Annotated in this window: 14 protein-coding genes; 10 read left to right on the top strand and 4 right to left on the bottom strand. The window is 65.6% G+C overall.

Annotated features, from left to right (window positions below):
* The first annotated feature begins 46 nt into the window (after positions 1-46).
* Positions 47-397, top strand: a complete 351-nt coding sequence (locus tag OP497_RS14365; RefSeq protein ID WP_280549592.1) for a metalloregulator ArsR/SmtB family transcription factor — start codon at positions 47-49, stop codon at positions 395-397.
* Positions 398-414: 17 nt separating this feature from the next.
* Here OP497_RS14365 and OP497_RS17535 read toward each other — a convergent pair whose 3' ends face one another.
* Both OP497_RS17535 and arsB read right to left on the bottom strand, forming a co-directional pair.
* Complete coding sequence (locus OP497_RS17535; protein ID WP_348533123.1) at positions 415-510, bottom strand: hypothetical protein; 96 nt, start codon at positions 508-510, stop codon at positions 415-417.
* Positions 507-1,610 (bottom strand): ACR3 family arsenite efflux transporter, encoded by a 1,104-nt coding sequence (gene arsB, locus OP497_RS14360; protein WP_280549590.1) that lies wholly within the window; start codon positions 1,608-1,610, stop codon positions 507-509. Before arsB ends, OP497_RS17535 begins: the two co-directional genes overlap by 4 nt.
* Before the next feature lie 135 nt (positions 1,611-1,745).
* On the opposite strand from arsB, the gene OP497_RS14355 reads away from it, so the two are divergent.
* A complete protein-coding gene (locus OP497_RS14355; protein WP_280549588.1) occupies positions 1,746-2,360 on the top strand; it encodes an ATP-binding cassette domain-containing protein in 615 nt (204 codons plus the stop codon).
* On the top strand, positions 2,351-3,154 hold the full coding sequence (fetB, locus tag OP497_RS14350) for an iron export ABC transporter permease subunit FetB (protein ID WP_280549586.1): 804 nt from the start codon (positions 2,351-2,353) through the stop codon (positions 3,152-3,154). The genes OP497_RS14355 and fetB overlap by 10 nt, the downstream gene beginning before the upstream one ends.
* Positions 3,155-3,212: 58 nt before the next feature.
* On the opposite strand, the gene OP497_RS14345 is transcribed toward fetB, so the two are convergent.
* A complete protein-coding gene (locus OP497_RS14345) occupies positions 3,213-4,400 on the bottom strand; it encodes an acetyl-CoA C-acyltransferase (RefSeq protein WP_280549583.1) in 1,188 nt (395 codons plus the stop codon).
* A gap of 153 nt (positions 4,401-4,553) precedes the next feature.
* Between OP497_RS14345 and OP497_RS14340 the strand changes: the two genes are divergently transcribed.
* The 7 genes from OP497_RS14340 to OP497_RS14310 all read left to right on the top strand — a co-directional run bounded on the left by OP497_RS14340 (position 4,554) and on the right by OP497_RS14310 (position 13,816).
* Positions 4,554-5,120: a TetR/AcrR family transcriptional regulator gene (locus OP497_RS14340; RefSeq protein ID WP_280549581.1), complete on the top strand. Its 567-nt coding sequence runs from the start codon at positions 4,554-4,556 to the stop codon at positions 5,118-5,120.
* Between the two features lie 254 nt (positions 5,121-5,374).
* On the top strand, positions 5,375-7,036 hold the full coding sequence (locus tag OP497_RS14335; RefSeq protein WP_280549579.1) for an AMP-binding protein: 1,662 nt from the start codon (positions 5,375-5,377) through the stop codon (positions 7,034-7,036).
* Positions 7,037-7,214: 178 nt separating this feature from the next.
* Positions 7,215-7,982, top strand: a complete 768-nt coding sequence (locus OP497_RS14330) for an SDR family NAD(P)-dependent oxidoreductase (RefSeq protein WP_280549578.1) — start codon at positions 7,215-7,217, stop codon at positions 7,980-7,982.
* Between the two features lie 337 nt (positions 7,983-8,319).
* Positions 8,320-10,131 carry an acyl-CoA dehydrogenase C-terminal domain-containing protein gene (locus OP497_RS14325; protein WP_280549576.1) on the top strand — a complete coding sequence of 604 codons (1,812 nt, stop codon included), beginning with the start codon at positions 8,320-8,322 and terminating at the stop codon, positions 10,129-10,131.
* 134 nt (positions 10,132-10,265) lie between these two features.
* Positions 10,266-11,231 carry a putative zinc-binding metallopeptidase gene (locus tag OP497_RS14320; protein ID WP_280549574.1) on the top strand — a complete coding sequence of 322 codons (966 nt, stop codon included), beginning with the start codon at positions 10,266-10,268 and terminating at the stop codon, positions 11,229-11,231.
* 521 nt (positions 11,232-11,752) lie between these two features.
* On the top strand, positions 11,753-12,409 hold the full coding sequence (locus OP497_RS14315) for a TrkA family potassium uptake protein (protein ID WP_280549572.1): 657 nt from the start codon (positions 11,753-11,755) through the stop codon (positions 12,407-12,409).
* Positions 12,410-12,451: 42 nt separating this feature from the next.
* Positions 12,452-13,816: a TrkH family potassium uptake protein gene (locus OP497_RS14310; RefSeq protein ID WP_280549570.1), complete on the top strand. Its 1,365-nt coding sequence runs from the start codon at positions 12,452-12,454 to the stop codon at positions 13,814-13,816.
* A gap of 12 nt (positions 13,817-13,828) precedes the next feature.
* Here the strand turns inward: OP497_RS14310 and OP497_RS14305 are convergent, their stop codons facing one another.
* The gene (locus OP497_RS14305) at positions 13,829-13,972 is read right to left on the bottom strand and encodes a hypothetical protein (protein ID WP_280549568.1); all 144 of its coding nucleotides are present in this window, start codon (positions 13,970-13,972) and stop codon (positions 13,829-13,831) included.
* Positions 13,973-14,114 lie beyond the last annotated feature (142 nt).

Raw genomic sequence — 14,114 nt, 5'->3', positions numbered from 1 at the left:
CTGCATCACGTAGAATCGTGTTGATCCCAACCCGAGGAAATCTCCGATGTCGCTGGACCCGGTTCGCCTCTTCAAGTGCCTGGGCGACGAGACGCGCCTGATGCTGATGCTGCTCGTGCTGCGTGAGCAGGAGCTCTGCGTCTGCGAGATGACCCACGCCCTTGAGGAGTCCCAGCCCAAGGTCTCGCGACACCTGGCGCAGCTGCGTCGGTGCGGGTTGCTCAACGATCGGCGTGAGGGCCAGTGGGTCTATTACGGACTCGAGTCGAGCCTACCCGCCTGGGTGATGACCACCCTGGAGGCCGCGGCGAAAGGGTGCGCCCCCCGGCTCGCGCAGCGGCGCGAGCGACTCTCGGGCATGGGCAACCGTCCGGAGCGTCGCGCCGCCCTCTGCTGATCCAGGGCCTGGCCGGATCAGGCCTTGAGCAGGCGCTGGATCTCCTCGGCGCCGGCCACCTTGCCCTCGATGATCACCTCACCATCGACCCCGAGTGCCGGGGTGCGCCTCACCCCCTTGTCTCTGCGGGCGCCTGCGCCTCGGCCTCGGGGAAGTGGTGCCGGGTGTTGTTGGCGATGCGCACCAGCGCCAGCATCAGCGGCACCTCGACCAGCACCCCCACCACCGTGGCCAGCGCCGCGCCGGACTGCAGGCCGAAGAGCGAGATGGCGGCGGCCACGGCCAGCTCGAAGAAGTTGCTGGCGCCGATCATTGCCCCGGGGGCCGCCACGCTATGGGGCACCTTCCACGCCTTGGCCCAGCCATAGGCGATGAAGAAGATCAGGAAGGTCTGGAGGCTCAGCGGGATGGCGATCAGCACGATATGCAGCGGCGCCTCGAGGATCACCTCGCCCTGGAAGGCGAACAGCAGCACCAGGGTGATGATCAGCCCGATGGGGGTGATCGGCCCCACCTTCTTCAGGAAGATGTTGTCGTACCACTCGATGCCGTGGCGGGCGATCAGCAGGTGGCGGGTCACGACGCCGGCGGTGAGCGGGATGACGATATAGAGGACCACCGACAGCGCCACGGTGGCCCAGGGCACCGGGATGTCGGAGACGCCGAGCAGGAAGACCACGATGGGCGCGAAGGCGAACAGCATGATCAGGTCGTTGAGGGCGACCTGTACCAGGGTGTAGGCGGCGTCGCCGCGGGTCAGGGTACTCCAGACGAAGACCATGGCGGTGCAGGGGGCGGCACCCAGCAGGATGGCGCCGGCCAGGTACTGGCTGGCCAGGTGCTCTGGGATCAGCGGGGCGAACACCACCGTCAGGAAGAACCAGGCGATGGCGAACATGGTGAACGGCTTGATCAGCCAGTTCACCGAGGTGGTGATGATCAGCCCCCTGGGCTGGCGGCGCACGCCAAGGATGGCAGTGAAGTCGATCTGCGCCATCATGGGGAAGATCATCGCCCAGATCAGCACCGCCACCGGGATCGACACCTGGGCAACCTCGAAGCGCGAGAGGGTCTCGGGGATCGCCGGGGCGAACTGGCCGAGCAGCACGCCGGCGATGATGGCCAGGGCTACCCAGACCGAGAGGAAGCGCTCGAAGCGTCCCATGCCCTCTGCGGAGCTGGGAGCATCAGTAGCGGTGTGGTGAGTCGTCATGATGGCATCCTCTCACCGTGGGGGAGTGTCGAATATATATGAAATTTCATATGTATTCAATCGCTTTGCCGGGCGCTGTTTCATGAACTGCTATGATCGTCGCCACGCCGAGCGTCCCAGCGCTGGAGATAGCCCTTGATCGCCACCGATGCCCTGAGCCTGGAGCGGCTCGCTGTCGGCGAGCTTGCCGAGGTGAGCCTGACCATCGCCCCCTGCGAAGTTCATTGCCTTTCCGGCCCCAGTGGGTCCGGAAAGAGCCGCCTGCTGCGCGCCGTAGCCGACCTGGAGCCCCACCATGGCGAGGTGTGGCTGGGCGATATCGCCCAGGCGGCGCTGCCGGCCCATGCGTGGCGGGCGCGGGTGATGCTGGTGCCGGCCGAGAGCCAGTGGTGGGCGGACAGCGTGGGCGAGCATATGCCGCAGGTCGCTCCCGCGAATCTCGCGACGCTGGGCTTCACCCCCGAGGTCCTGGGCTGGCAGGTCTCGCGCCTCTCGTCGGGAGAGAAGCAGCGCCTGGCCCTGCTGAGGGCGATCAGCCGTCAGCCCTCGGCACTGCTGCTCGACGAGCCCACCGCCAACCTGGATGAGGTCACCACCCGCCGGGTGGAGGCCTGGCTCCTGTCGATAATTCGTGATCACGGCTGGCCGGTGATCTGGGTCGCCCATGACCCGGGACAGATCCAGCGAGTGGCGGATCGCCACTGGCGTATCGAAGCAAGCGAACTCCTCGAGGTGGCGTTATGGGCGTGATCGAGCTGGCCTGGTGGCAGCTGGCGCTGGCGGCGTTGATGGTGGTGGCGCTGGCCGCCTGCACGGCCATGGCACGACTGGGCATGGGCAGGAGCCTGCTGATCGCCGCGGCGCGCACGGTGATCCAGCTCACCCTGGTGGGGCTGGTGCTGGAAGCGCTTTTTGCGGCCGAGCGGCTGGTGTGGGTGGCGCTGATGGCGCTGGGCATGCTGCTGATCGCCGGGCGCGAGGTGATGGCGCGCCAGAAGCGCCGCCTGCTGGGCGGCTGGGCCTTCGGTATCGGTACCCTGGCGATGTTTCTCTCCTCGTTCACGGTGACGGTGCTGACGCTTACCGTGATCATTGGCCCCGAGCCCTGGTATCGGCCGCAGTACGCCATTCCGCTGCTGGGCATGATGCTCGGCAACACCATGACCGGGGTGGCCCTGGCGCTGGATCGGCTGACCGACACCGCCTGGCGCCAGCGAGCGGTGATCGAGAATCGCCTGATGCTCGGCCAGCGCTGGCAGGAGGCGGTCGGTGACATCCGCCGCGAGGCGATGCGCAGCGGCCTGATGCCGATGATCAATGCCATGGCGGCCGCCGGGGTGGTCAGCCTGCCGGGCATGATGACCGGCCAGATACTCGCCGGCAGCCCGCCGGCCCTGGCGGTGAAGTACCAGATACTCGTGATGTTCACCATTACCCTGGGGACCGGCTTCGGCACCCTGGTGGCGGTGGCGGCGGGCAGCCGTCGGCTGTTCGATGGCCGCGAGCGACTGCGCCTCGACCGTCTGGCAGCGCCCCGTGGATAACGATGACGCCCGCTGCCCCTCCGGAGGCAGCGGGCGTCGCTGGCGGGCACTTGCCGGGTCAGTCGATCAGTTCGACCGCCACGGCGGTGGCCTCGCCGCCGCCGATGCACAGGCTGGCGATGCCACGCTTGCCGCCCCGGGTGCGCAGGGCATGAATCAGGGTGGCGATGATCCGCGAGCCGGTGGAGCCGATGGGGTGGCCCTGGGCGCAGGCGCCGCCGAAGACATTGACCTTGTCGTGGGGCAGGCCAAGGTCGTCCATGGCCATCAGGGTCACCACGGCGAAGGCCTCGTTGATCTCGAAGAGGTCGACATCATTCACGCCCCAGTCGAGTTTCTTCATCAGCGTGTCGATGGCGCCCACCGGGGCAATGGTGAACTCGCTCGGGTGACGCGAGTGGGTGCTGTGGCCCAGCATCCGCGCGATCGGCCTGGCGCCCAGGCGGTCGGCCGCCGCCTGGCTAGCCAGGATCAGCGCCGAGGCACCATCGGAGATGGAACTGGAGTTGGCGGCGGTGATGGTGCCGTCCTTGGCGAAGGCGGGGCGCAGCGAGCGGATCTTGTCGAGCTTGGCCTGGAAGGGCTGCTCGTCGTGGTCCACCACGCTTTCCCCCTGGCGGCTGGTGACGGTGACCGGCGCCATCTCGGCCTTCAGGTGGCCGGCGTTGGTGGCCTCCATGGCGCGCTCCAGCGAGGCGATGGCGAAGTCGTCCAGGCGCTCGCGGCCATAGCCGCGCTCGCTGGCGACGTCCTGGGCGAAGACACCCATCAGCTTGCCGGTCTCGGCGTCCTCCAGGCCGTCCAGGAACATGTGGTCCTTGAGCTCGCCGTGGCCCAGGCGATAGCCGGTACGTGCCTTGGTTAGCACATGAGGCGCATTGGACATGGACTCCATGCCGCCGGCCAGCATCACCTCGCCGCTGCCGGCGCGGATCAGGTCGTGGGCCAGCATGGTGGCCTTCATGCCAGAGCCACACAGCTTGTTGATGGTGGTGGCGCCTATGGCATCGGGAATACCGGCCTGGCGCATCGCCTGGCGGGCCGGGCCCTGCTTGACGCCGGCGGGCAGCACGCAGCCCATGATGCCCTCGTCGATGCTGTCGGCACTGATGCCGGCGCACTCGATGGCGGCCTGGATCGCCGTGGCCCCCAGCTGCGGGGCGGTGAGGCTGGCGAGGCTGCCCAGCATGCCACCCATGGGCGTGCGTGCGGCAGAGAGGAAGACGATATCGTTGGACTGGCTCATGGTGGGCTCTCCCGGTGTGGCGTAACGGTCCCGGGCGGGACCGCATTGTCATTGTGGCCGTGATCTCGGACGGCGCCGCGTTGACCCGTCCGAGAGGCTGTGGTTTTCTCAGGGTCAACCAAGCAAGCGCTAGTGTAAATGTCGATGAATGTAATGAATGACTCACCGCGTCGCAAGGAGTTGACCCGCCAGGCCGCCCAGCTGTTCGTCCAGGAGGGCTTCGACCGGACCACGGTGCGCATGCTGGCCCAGGAGATGGGCATCAAGTCCGGCAGCCTATTCCATCACTTCCGCGACAAGCAGGAGATCCTGGCGGCGGTGATCGAAGAGGGCACCCAGAACGCTCTGGTCATCGCGAAGGCGGCCCTCGAACAGTGCGACAACTCTGCCGAGGCACGGTTGCAGGCCATGGCGCGCGCACACCTCGAGACCCTGCTCACTGACCGCAATGCCCATGTGGTGGCCCTCTACGAGTGGCGCCGTCTCGACCCCGAGGCCCGGGACCACCTGAGCCACCTGCGCGATGCCTACGAGGCGCTCTGGGAAGCGGTGATCGACGCGGCCCTGGCCGAGAGGCTGATCCATGGCGACCGCTTCCTGGTGGCCCGCTTCGTGATGGGGGCGCTCAACTGGACGGTGCGCTGGTACGATCCCGCCGGCTCGCGCTCCCCCGATGACCTGGCCCACGAGCTGGTCGCCATGATCACCCATCGAGCCTGACATCCTGGGCGCCGCCGGACCGCCACGCTCGACCATCGTCTAGTCCCATCCTGCCGTTCAGGGGTTGCCCCGTTCTCCGGGAGCCTCTAACTTGTACCTAGCGCTTGCTAGGTTGACGCTTACGTTAACTGCATATAATCACAAGTTGGGCGTGCACGCCAGCGTCGGCGCTTGCCGTTTCCTTCGTCGTCAGCATTGATCGCCACCAATCTTGTTTGCCGCCACAACAAGCACAAACCGCGAGAGGGCAGTACATGAGCACCCTTCCCGATTACCAGAGCTACCTCGAGACCTTCACCGTCGATGACGTCATCGCGCGCCTCGATGACCACCGCGACGGCAAGGCCAACGCCTTCGAGTCCTGCTGCGGACGCCACCTGCGTGCCGGCCGGGGCGACGTCCCGGCCCTGGTGCAGGAGGATACCCAGGGCCAGATCCACACCCTGACCTACGCCGAACTCGATGCCGAGAGCGCCAGGCTCGCCGGCTGGTTCGCCGAGCGCGGCCTGGGCGTGGGCGACCGCATCGCCTGCATGCTGCCGCGTTCGCCGCAGCTGCTGATGGTGGTGCTGGCCACCTGGCGCATCGGTGCCGTCTACCAGCCGCTGTTCACCGCCTTCGGTCCGGACGCCGTGGACTACCGCCTGGGGCGTGCCGACACCAAGCTGGTGATCACCGATCATGCCAACCGCTTCAAGTTCGATGGCCTGACCCAGTGCCCGCCGGTGCTCGCCGTGGGCGGCCCCGATGGCAAGCACGCCGACGACCTGGACTGGAATGATGCCCTGGCGCATGCGCCGATCGAGACCACGCCGCCGCGCCTCTCCCGGGACGAGCCCTTCCTGCAGATGTTCACCTCCGGCACCGTGGGTAAGCCCAAGGGAGTGGCCGTGCCGCTGGCCGCCATGCCGGCCTTCGCCCTCTACATGGAGCTGGCCGTCGATCTGCGCGAGACCGACCGCTTCTGGAACATGGCCGACCCGGGCTGGGCCTATGGCCTCTACTACGCCATCGTTGGACCGCTGCTGCTGGGCGTGACGACCCACTTCTGCGAGGCGGGTTTTTCTGCCGAGGGGGCGCTGGCCTTCATGAAGCGCCACCGCATCACCAACTTCGCCGCCGCGCCCACCGCCTACCGCCTGATGAAGGCCTCCGGCCTGTTCGATGACGCCCACCAGACCCTCGAGCTGCGCGCGGCGAGCTCCGCCGGCGAGCCGCTCAACACCGAGGTGGTGACCTGGGTCGAGCGCTCCCTGGGTTGCCCGGTCATGGACCACTACGGCCAGACCGAGACCGGTATGACCTGCAACAACCACCATGGCCTGGACCACCCCAAGCATGTCGGCGCGATGGGCGTGCCGATGCCCGGCTACCGCCTGGCGATCCTCGATGCCGAGTACAAGGAGCTGCCGCCGGGCGAGCCCGGCGTGCTGGCGGTGGACATCGAGAACTCCCCGGCGCACTTCTTCGCCGGCTACACCTGGCAGGAGAAGCACCCCTTCGCCGAAGGCTATTACCTGACCGGTGACGTGGTGATCAGGAACGAGGACGGCACTTTCCAGTTCGCCGGCCGCGACGATGACATCATCACCACCGCCGGCTATCGTGTGGGGCCCACCGACGTGGAGAACAGCGTGATGACTCACCCGGCGGTGGCCGAGTCCGCCGCCGTGGGCCAGCCCGACGAGATTCGCGGCGAGATCATCAAGTCCTACGTGGTGCTGCGCGAGGGCTTCGAGCCCAGCGATGAACTGGCCGACGAGATCCGCAAGCAGGTGCGCGAGCGGCTCTCGACCCACGCCTTCCCGCGGGTGATCGAGTTCGTCGAGGAACTGCCCAAGACCCCGAGCGGCAAGATCCAGCGCTTCAAGCTGCGCGCCGATGCCGTGGACAAGGCCGAGACAGGTGCTGCGTAATGACAGCCGCAAGCCTCTGAAGCGAGAGGCGCCGGGGGGCCAGGGCGAAGAGGGGGTCCTATGCCAGGGATGGCATCGGTAGCGCCCAGGGAGGGGTTCACAGCGCCCCCTCGCAGCCCTGGTGACGGAACAGCCTCGAGCGCTTTCTACCGCTGCCTTTCAACTCCAGGAACCTGATATGCACGTCAAGGACAATACCTTTCTGATCACCGGTGCCGCCTCCGGGCTGGGGGCGGCCACTGCCGAACGCCTGGTCGCCGCCGGCGGCCGGGTGGTGCTCTGCGACCTCAGCGACGCCGTCGATGCCCACGCCGAGCGCCTGGGCGGTGCCGCCCGGGCGGTACGCGGCGACGTCACCTCCGGCGAGGACATCCAGACCGCCGTCGATGTGGCGGTGGAGCTCAGCGATGGCCGCGGCCTGGCGGGTGTGGTGCACTGCGCCGGCGTGGTCAGCGTGGCCAAGCTGGTCGACCGCGAGGGCAATCCCGCCGACCTCGAGGCCTACAATCGCACCATCCAGATCAACCTGGTGGGCACCTTCAACGTGATGCGCCTGGCCGCCGCCGCCATGGCCAAGAACGCACCGGGCGAGGACGGCGAGCGCGGGGTGATCATCAACACCGCCTCCATCGCCGCCTTCGATGGCCAGGTGGGGCAGTGCGCCTACAGCGCCTCCAAGGCCGGGGTGGTGGGCATGAGCCTGCCGGCGGCCCGGGAGCTCTCGCGCCATGGCGTGCGGGTGATGGCCATCGCCCCCGGCGTGTTCGAGACGCCGATGATGAGCGAGATCCCCGACGAGGCCGCCCAGGCCCTGGCCGCCGCCGTGCCCTTTCCCAAGCGGCTCGGCAAGCCCGACGAGTACGCCCGCCTGGCGGAGCAGATCATCATTAACGCCATGCTTAACGGCGAGGTGATCCGCCTGGACGGCGGGATTCGCATGCAGTAGGCCTTCGGCCAGCCACAAGTTTCAAGACGCAAGCGCCGAGCCGCCAAGCCGCCAAGCCGCTATCGGGACGAAAGTGCCTCGGGAGGCTTGGCAGATCCTCACCCCGCTAGTTCCAGGCTGGCGGGGGTTGCGTTGTGTTTCCGATTACCTGACGCCCGTCGCCATACTGCTTGTCGCTTGAAGCTCGGCGCTTGGCGCTGGTATTAAAACGAACGCTTGACTCCCCATTCTCTCGCGCGTAATTTCAAACACATGTTCGAAAGCGGCCCTCGCCGCCTTCGCGACCCGATGTATCGGCGACCGCTTGCGGCCTGGCCGTGGAACTGGAGAGATCGAGATGCCCGACTATCAGGCCCCTCTGCGCGATATCCGCTTCGTCATGGACGAGATGCTGGACTACCCGGCCCACTACGCGCGCCTGCCCGGCGGCGAAGAGGCGAGCCCCGACGTGGTCGCCGCTATCCTGGAGGAGGGCGCGCGCTTCGCTCGCGAGGTGCTGCTGCCGCTGAACCAGAGCGGCGATCGCGAGGACTGCCTGCTGGAGGGCGGCGAGGTGAAGGCGCCGAAGGGCTTCAAGGAGGCCTACGCCCAGTACGTGGAGGGTGGCTGGCCGAGCCTCGCCGCCGACCCCGCCCACGGCGGTCAGGGCCTGCCGCACTCTCTGGCCATGGTGCTCAACGAGATGATCTGCGCCACCAACCTGGCTTGGGGCATGTACCCGGGGCTCTCCCACGGCGCCGCCGACGCGCTGCGCCACCACGGCACCGAGGCGCAGCAGGCCACCTACCTGAGCAAGCTGGTCAAGGGCACCTGGACCGGTACCATGTGCCTCACTGAGCCTCATTGCGGCACCGACCTCGGCCTGATCAAGACCCGCGCGGTGCCTGATGACGACGGCAGCTATGCGATAACGGGGACCAAGATATTCATCTCCGCCGGCGAGCATGACCTGGCCGAGAACATCGTCCACCTGGTGCTGGCCAAGCTGCCCGATGCCCCGGAGGGCTCCAGGGGCATCTCGCTCTTTGTGGTGCCGAAATATCTGCCAAACGAAGCAGGCGAGCCCGGCGAGCGCAACGGCGTGGTGTGCGGCTCGCTGGAGCACAAGATGGGCATCCACGGCAACGCCACCTGCGTGATGAACTTCGACGCGGCACAAGGTTTCCTGGTGGGCGCGCCCAACACGGGGCTGGCCTGCATGTTCACGATGATGAACGCCGCGCGCATCGGCGTCGGCATCCAGGGCCTGGGCCTCATTGAGGCGAGCTTCCAGAATGCCTTAGCCTACGCCCGCGACCGCCTGCAGATGCGAGCGCTCTCCGGGGCCAAGGCCCCCGAGCAGCCCGCCGACCCGATCATCGTCCACCCAGACGTGCGCCGCATGCTGCTGACCCAGAAGGCCTTCGCCGAGGGTGGCCGGATGCTGGTGCTCTACACTGCCCAGATGATCGACATCGTCGAGCATGGCACGGATGCCGCTGAGAAGGAGCGCGCCGACACCCTGCTGGGCCTACTGACCCCTATCGTCAAGGCGTTCCTTACCGAGGTGGGCTTCGATGCGACCAACGAGGGCGTGCAGGTGTTCGGCGGCCACGGCTTTATCCAGGAGTGGGGCATGGAGCAGCTGGTGCGCGACGCGCGCATCACCCGCCTCTACGAGGGCACCACCGGCATCCAGGCCCTCGACCTGCTGGGCCGCAAGGTGCTGATGAGCCAGGGCGAGACCTTGAAGGTCTTTACCAAGGAGATCCACAGGTTCTGCCGGGACGAGGAGGGCAACAGCGAACTCGCCGAGTTCGTGCGCCCGCTGGCCAAGCTCAACGCCGAGTGGGGCGAGATGACCCTGGCCATCGGCATGAAGGCCATGAACGACCGCGAGGAGGTGGGCGCAGCCAGCGTCGATTACCTGATGTATGCCGGCTACGTGACCCTGGCCTACCTCTTTGCCCGTGCGGCGAAGCAGGCCCGGGTGGCGCTTTCCAAGGGCACCGAGGAGGCCGCCTTCTACCGCGCCAAGCTCGATACCGCGCGCTTCTTCTACCAACGCCTGCTGCCGCGCACCCGCGCCCACAAGGCGGCCCTGGAAGCCGGTGCCGAGCCGCTCATGGCGATCAGCGCCGAGGACTTCGGCCTGGGCTTCGAGATCTGAAGAATCGGCAGCAGTTTGCCGTCCTTCTTGGAGTGCTACTGACGGTTTGATTGGCGGACCGGGAAAGAGCAGGATGCAATGCAATGCGTCGGCTATCTGTTCTGCCGTTCTTTTTTTGTTGGAGATACTGTCTCATGCGTGTCTTTGCCAATCCGGTCGGTGCCGGATCCCTCTGGTTCGACAACCTCGCCACCGCCTCCGGCACGCCCGTGGCCTATGACCCTCAGGCCAGGGCCTTCATCACAATGCCGCCGTTCTGTGCCAATCGCGACGTGATCGGCTGCAATTGGATCGCCCCCAAGCAGGACGGTTTCTGTCGCGCCTGCGCCATGACCGAGCTGGCTCCGGACACCTCCATACCCAACGCTGTTCCGCATTGGGCCCAGACCGAAGCTGCCAAGCGCTGGGTGCTCGACAACCTGGGGCGCTGGAACTGGTTCCGTCCCGAGGACCCCGGGGCTCGTCCCGTGTTTCACATGCTGGCCGAGGGCCACACTCCTGTACCCATGGGGCATGTCGGGGGCGTGGTGACGATCAGTGTGGCGGAGGCAGACCCGGTCCTGAGCACTACCCGTCGCGAGGCCCTGGAGGAGCCCTACCGCACCATGATCGGTCATATGCGTCATGAGATCGCGCACATGCTCTGGTGGCGCCTCAGCCTGAGGGAAGATTTCCTCGATGCCTTCCGGGCCATGTTCGGTGATGAGCGGGAGGACTATCCCGCCGCACTCGAACGCTATTACCACAATGGACCACCGCCCGACTGGCGCTCGCACTTCGTCAGCACCTATGCCGCGGCACACCCTCACGAGGATTGGGCCGAAACCGCGTCTCACCTGCTGCATCTCACGGATATCGCCGATAGCTTCGTTGCCGCTGGCTTGTCCTCCTCTGACCTGCCGCATCTCGGCTGGGACCCGTACATGGAGTCAGATGCCGAGAACCTGATTTACATTGCGACGCACCAGGTCATGGCCGTCAACCACATCAATCGCGCGATGGGATTGCCGGATCTCTATCCCTTCGTGCTTTCCGAAAAGGTTCGCCGCAAGCTTGTCTTCATGCACGACTGGCTTCGCCGAGGTGCCCAAGGGCTTTGAGCCGGACTCGGACTCTGGATTGTGCTTCCAGGGGCTCCGGTGCCAGTCCTTAGAGAAGGCTCGAAGCCAGGGATGGCGTCTGCAGTTTCTCGGCCAATTGGCTGGCACCGATCCCAACTCGAAGGCATGATATGCGCCTTGACGCTCCCCGAGGCGGCGAGCGACGGCTACGCGCACGAGGAACCGCCCATGTCACGAACAACCCGCTTGCAAGACCTGATCCGTGTGTTGCGTCACCACACAGGCCCCATCGGCGGACCGGAGCTTGCCCAGCGGATGGGGATCACCCTGCGCGCCCATCTACCAGGATGTTGCCACGCTGCCTCCCTACGACAAGCCGATCCCGGTCGAGCAGCTTGAGTTCGAGGCAATCACCGGGTTTCCCGATGAAAGGCGAAACAGTGAAATCGGTAAATGACGATGGGTTTGGAAACGCACGGGCGAAAGCCATGAGCCGGTCGTGAAAATCGATGATTCATGGGTCACTCGGCAACGCATGAGTCCTGGAAAGGAGTGAAACGATGTCACGGCAATTTGCCATACTGGGATTGGGCTATTTTGGCATTACGGTTGCCCAGGAGCTGCGTCGCCAGCATGACGAAGTGCTGGGTGTCGACATCGACGAATCTCGTGTGGACAGCTACGCGGACCTTCTCAGTCATGCGATTGTCGGGGATATCACCGACGAGAAGATCATCTCCCAGCTTGGCCTCGGTGAATATGATGCGGTCGTCATCGATACCGACGACAACCTGGAGGCCAGCATGATATGCACGCTGCTTGTCCGGGAGCAGAAAGCCAAGGAAGTGTGGGTCAAGGCACACTCCGATATGCACTACCGTATTCTCAAGCGTCTCGGGGCAGATCACGTGGTCTTCCCCGAGTTTGACATCGGTGTGCGGGTCGGTGAAAGCCTTCACTATCATGCCCTGGTTGACTTCATTGATCTCGGTAATGGTCACTTCGTGGTGGAACTGCAGGCCACGGAAGCGCTCGATGGCTCTTTCCCCTCGGTAGGCCACCTGTGCAAGGATCGTCCGAGCCTCTCGGTCATTGCCATCAAGCGAGGGAGCGAGCTCATCAAGGCCCCATCCCGGGATATGGTGCTGGAAAAGAAAGACAGCCTGGTGCTGTTGGGAGAGCTAGACGAGCTCAGAGACCTCGGCAATCATCTCTGAGTCGACTCTCGGCCCAGATCCGCACGCTGACAGGAGGTCCAGATGGGAATGCGTGAGCGTCTTAGGCGACCGGTACGCCGCGCACCACACGGCCGTGTAATCACCCTCTCCCTGCCGGAACTCCTGCTACTGGGCTTTCTCGCGCTGAGTGCCGTGGGAACCTTGCTGTTATCACTGTCCATCGCCGCCTACCACCCTCTGACGTGGCATCAAGCCCTGTTTACGGCCACGTCGGCGGTGACGGTAACGGGGCTCGGAGTGGTGGATACCTCCTCCCTGACATGGTTCGGCCAGGGAGTGGTCTTGGTACTGATACAGGTTGGCGGCCTCGGGTTCATGACCTGTGCGGCCATGATGATGGTGATGCTGGGCGTCCGCCTGCCCATGAATCAGAAGAAGCTGATTAGCGAGAGTCTCGACCATACCTCCTTTCCCTCTCTGATCCAGATGGTGCGGTTGGTCATGATCTTCTCCCTGATCGCCGAGCTGAGCGGCACCCTGCTGCTGGCCTTCGCCTGGGTTCCGGACTACGGGCTGGCCGAGGGGCTTTGGGTCAGCGCCTTCCACGCGATCTCGGCCTTCAACAATGCCGGTTTCTCCACCTGGTCCGGCAGTCTGACCCACGAGGTGGCCGATCCCCTTGTCAATGCCGTGATCAGCCTGCTGTTCATCACCGGCGGGCTCGGCTTCCTGGTTATCGCCGAGCTGGTGAACTGGCGTCCCGCGGCAAGGGTGTCACTGCATACCCGCATCGTACTGCATGCCACATTCTGGCTGGTGGTGGTTGCCATGCTGGCGGTGCTGGTCCTCGAGTGGCAAAACCCCGCGACACTGGGCGGGCTGGATGGTCTGGGCGCGCGGTTTCAGGCCGCCTGGTTTCAGGCCGTGACACCCCGCACTGCCGGCTTCAATACCCTGGATACCGGCGCGATGTCCGACCCCACCGCGCTGCTCACGATGTTCTGGATGTTCATCGGTGCGGGGTCGGGCTCTACCGCCAGCGGTATCAAGGTCACCACCCTGGTGGTCCTGCTGCTCGTGGCGCGGGCTTTCCTGAGAGGCGAGGCCAGACCCGTGGCCTTCGGCCGTTCGCTGCCGGACAATACGGTGATGGAGGCGGTTGCCGTGGCGCTCGCCGGAATGCTGCTGATCTTCACCTGCCTGCTGATCCTCACCATTACCGAGTCAGGCCAGACATTCCTCGACCTGGCCTTCGAATCGGTGTCTGCCTTCGGCACCGTGGGGCTCTCTCGAGGCATCACCGGTGAGCTGTCGGTGCCTGGCCAGCTGGCCATCATCCTCACCATGCTGCTGGGGCGTGTCGGCCCCATCTCCTTGGGTTACCTGATTGCCAAGCGCAAGATCAAGGGATTTCGCTACGCCGAAGGCAAGGTACATATCGGCTAGAAAGTGCCGTTTTCAGGTGTTCCAGGACTTGCAGGTCACCGTCGGGTTGAAGGGCTCGAGGTTGCCGCTGGGGTTGTCGCGGAACCAGACGTGCTGGTCGTAGTGCGGCTCGACGTGGTGGGCCTCCTCGGCAGGCGTATCCGGGTCGTTGACCATGTAATCCCAGGTGCGGCCCGCGAGGATCGGCGGCTCGCTCTGGCCCGAGGCCTCCCAGGCCTTGCGGAACCAGGTTCTCGACGCAGACCAGCACCAGGGAGCCGTCCGCCTGAGGCTCGTAGAGCAGGATGGCGGGGTTCAT

Origin of the sequence: Halomonas sp. 11-S5, from assembly GCF_029889825.1 — a bacterium.
GTDB lineage: Bacteria > Pseudomonadota > Gammaproteobacteria > Pseudomonadales > Halomonadaceae > Halomonas.
The sequence above is the reverse complement of the archived record's forward strand: the minus strand, read 5'-3'. Positions and strand labels throughout refer to the sequence as shown.

Excerpts from the sequence above, each read along its gene's own strand:
- arsB (WP_280549590.1), bottom strand. The coding sequence starts at position 1,610 with ATGACGACTCACCACACCGCTACTGATGCTCCCAGCTCCGCAGAGGGC.
- OP497_RS14310 (WP_280549570.1), top strand. The coding sequence starts at position 12,452 with ATGGGAATGCGTGAGCGTCTTAGGCGACCGGTACGCCGCGCACCACAC.
- fetB (WP_280549586.1), top strand. The coding sequence starts at position 2,351 with ATGGGCGTGATCGAGCTGGCCTGGTGGCAGCTGGCGCTGGCGGCGTTG.
- OP497_RS14330 (WP_280549578.1), top strand. The coding sequence starts at position 7,215 with ATGCACGTCAAGGACAATACCTTTCTGATCACCGGTGCCGCCTCCGGG.
- OP497_RS14340 (WP_280549581.1), top strand. The coding sequence starts at position 4,554 with ATGAATGACTCACCGCGTCGCAAGGAGTTGACCCGCCAGGCCGCCCAG.
- OP497_RS14325 (WP_280549576.1), top strand. The coding sequence starts at position 8,320 with ATGCCCGACTATCAGGCCCCTCTGCGCGATATCCGCTTCGTCATGGAC.
- OP497_RS14345 (WP_280549583.1), bottom strand. The coding sequence starts at position 4,400 with ATGAGCCAGTCCAACGATATCGTCTTCCTCTCTGCCGCACGCACGCCC.
- OP497_RS14335 (WP_280549579.1), top strand. The coding sequence starts at position 5,375 with ATGAGCACCCTTCCCGATTACCAGAGCTACCTCGAGACCTTCACCGTC.
- OP497_RS14315 (WP_280549572.1), top strand. The coding sequence starts at position 11,753 with ATGTCACGGCAATTTGCCATACTGGGATTGGGCTATTTTGGCATTACG.
- OP497_RS14305 (WP_280549568.1), bottom strand. The coding sequence starts at position 13,972 with ATGGTCAACGACCCGGATACGCCTGCCGAGGAGGCCCACCACGTCGAG.
- OP497_RS14320 (WP_280549574.1), top strand. The coding sequence starts at position 10,266 with ATGCGTGTCTTTGCCAATCCGGTCGGTGCCGGATCCCTCTGGTTCGAC.
- OP497_RS14365 (WP_280549592.1), top strand. The coding sequence starts at position 47 with ATGTCGCTGGACCCGGTTCGCCTCTTCAAGTGCCTGGGCGACGAGACG.